This is a genomic window from Vibrio sp. OPT46, from assembly GCF_015163535.1.
Taxonomy (GTDB): Bacteria; Pseudomonadota; Gammaproteobacteria; order Enterobacterales; family Vibrionaceae; genus Vibrio; species Vibrio alginolyticus.
In genome coordinates this window covers 101,788-103,578 of the sequence record NZ_JADDYG010000092.1, presented here as the reverse complement: position 1 = coordinate 103,578, position 1,791 = coordinate 101,788, and the positions used below count along the sequence as shown (strand labels likewise).

Sequence of the window (1,791 nt, the reverse complement as noted above, 5' to 3'; positions counted from 1 at the left end):
GGTGGCGCGGTGAAACGAACTGACCAGCAAAAACAAACACACCAGAGCATGGATACCGTCAGTATTTTTCGCTCTATAACCAAGTTCAGTGCTGAAGTGCAGCATGTGGACGCCGCAAGCGAGATCATGGCGAACGCATTTCGTATCGCAGAGTCAGGTCGCCCTGGGGCTTGCTTTTTGAGTCTCCCCCAAGATGTTTTATCCGAGGAAACCCAAACGGACATTATTGTCCCCTCGCCTTACACACAGCCTGGTTGCGCAGACATCGCAGCAATCGAAGAAGCGGTCAGTCGAATCAGTAAAGCAAAGCGCTGTGTGGTTTTACTTGGCCTTCACGCGAGCCGCAGTCAAAACGCTGCTGCTATCGCTCGGTTTCTTCAAAATACGCAGCTACCCGTTGTCGGCACTTACCAGGCCGCCGGCACGGTAGACATCAATTACTATCATCACTTTGCTGGGCGTGTCGGTTTGTTTAATAACCAACCTGGCGATGTTTTACTGCGGGACGCCGATTTAATTCTCACCATCGGCTTTAGCCCAATAGAGTATGACCCTGAGCTTTGGAACAGCCACCGCAACCCAGTGATTCACCTCGATATTGAACCAGCAGAATACCAACTTAATTATCAGCCTTGTGTTGAAATCGTCGGAAACATTGCGCAGTCATTAGACAAGATGGGCAGCTATATCTCTGAATATGCTCGCCTTTCCCCAACGGCACTTTCAGTACTGGAAGAGGTAGCACTGCAACGGCAAGTGATCAAAACCTATCCCAATGTCTATAACAAGCAAGGATTTCATCCACTGGCGCTAATAAAAGCTATGCAATCTATCATCACACCGGATACCACGCTATGCCTTGATATGGGGAGCTTCCACATCTGGATCGCTCGTTACTTAAGCTGTTTTCGAGCTCGCCAAATGCTGGTGTCTAACGGCCAACAAACGATGGGCGTTGCACTACCATGGGCCATTGGTGCCAGCCTACTAAAACCTGGTAGCAAAGTGGTATCGATATCAGGAGACGGCGGTTTTATGCAATCGAGCATGGAGTTAGAAACCGCGGTTAGACTGAACTGCAATATCGTCCATATTGTGTGGGTTGATAACGCCTACAACATGGTAGAAATGCAAGAGATCAACAAATATCAGCGCTGCTCTGGTGTGAAATTTGGACCAATTGATTTCAAGGCCTACGCCGAATCATTTGGCGCGAAAGGCTTCGCAGTGACTAGTCAACACGAATTGCTACCGACATTGAATAAAGCCATGGACGTTGAAGGGCCAGCAGTGGTGGCTATCCCCGTAGATTACAGCGACAACGACAAACTGATGTTGCCGCGCACAGAGAAAAATCAAGATCCCGTTTTTGTAGGTTTCGAAGGAGAAATCGCATGAGAGGATTAAAAAATAAAGTCGCACTCGTGACTGGCTCTGCCAATGGCATTGGTTTGGCCATCGCAAAACGTTTGTATGAAGAAGGCGCAAACGTCGCTCTTGCCGATTGGAATGAAGAGCAGTTGGCAAACGCCGTTGAGGGCTTTGATAAACAGCGTGTGTCTGCGCATTCTATTGATGTTTCTGACCCAGACAAAGTCGCAGCACTGATTTCTGGTGTTGTTACCCGTTTCGGTAAACTGGATATTTTAGTAAACAATGCTGGCGTACATGTCCCTGGTTCCGTGATTGAAGGTAGTGTGGAAGACTGGAAGAAGATCTCTGGTGTAAACATTGATGGTGTTGTTTATTGCGCGAAGTTTGCTTTGCCTGAACTCTTAAAAACGAAAGGTT

The 1,791-nt window shown here is 47.9% G+C and carries 2 protein-coding genes; both read left to right on the top strand.

Features of this window, described 5'->3' with window-relative positions; translation table 11 throughout:
• On the top strand, window positions 1-1,398 hold a 1,398-nt coding region (alsS, locus tag IQR33_RS03885; protein ID WP_228013746.1), incomplete at its 5' end, for an acetolactate synthase AlsS.
• Window positions 1,395-1,791 (top strand): SDR family NAD(P)-dependent oxidoreductase (locus IQR33_RS32265; protein ID WP_228013745.1); only part of this gene is annotated, 397 nt, incomplete at its 3' end. The genes alsS and IQR33_RS32265, both read left to right, overlap by 4 nt.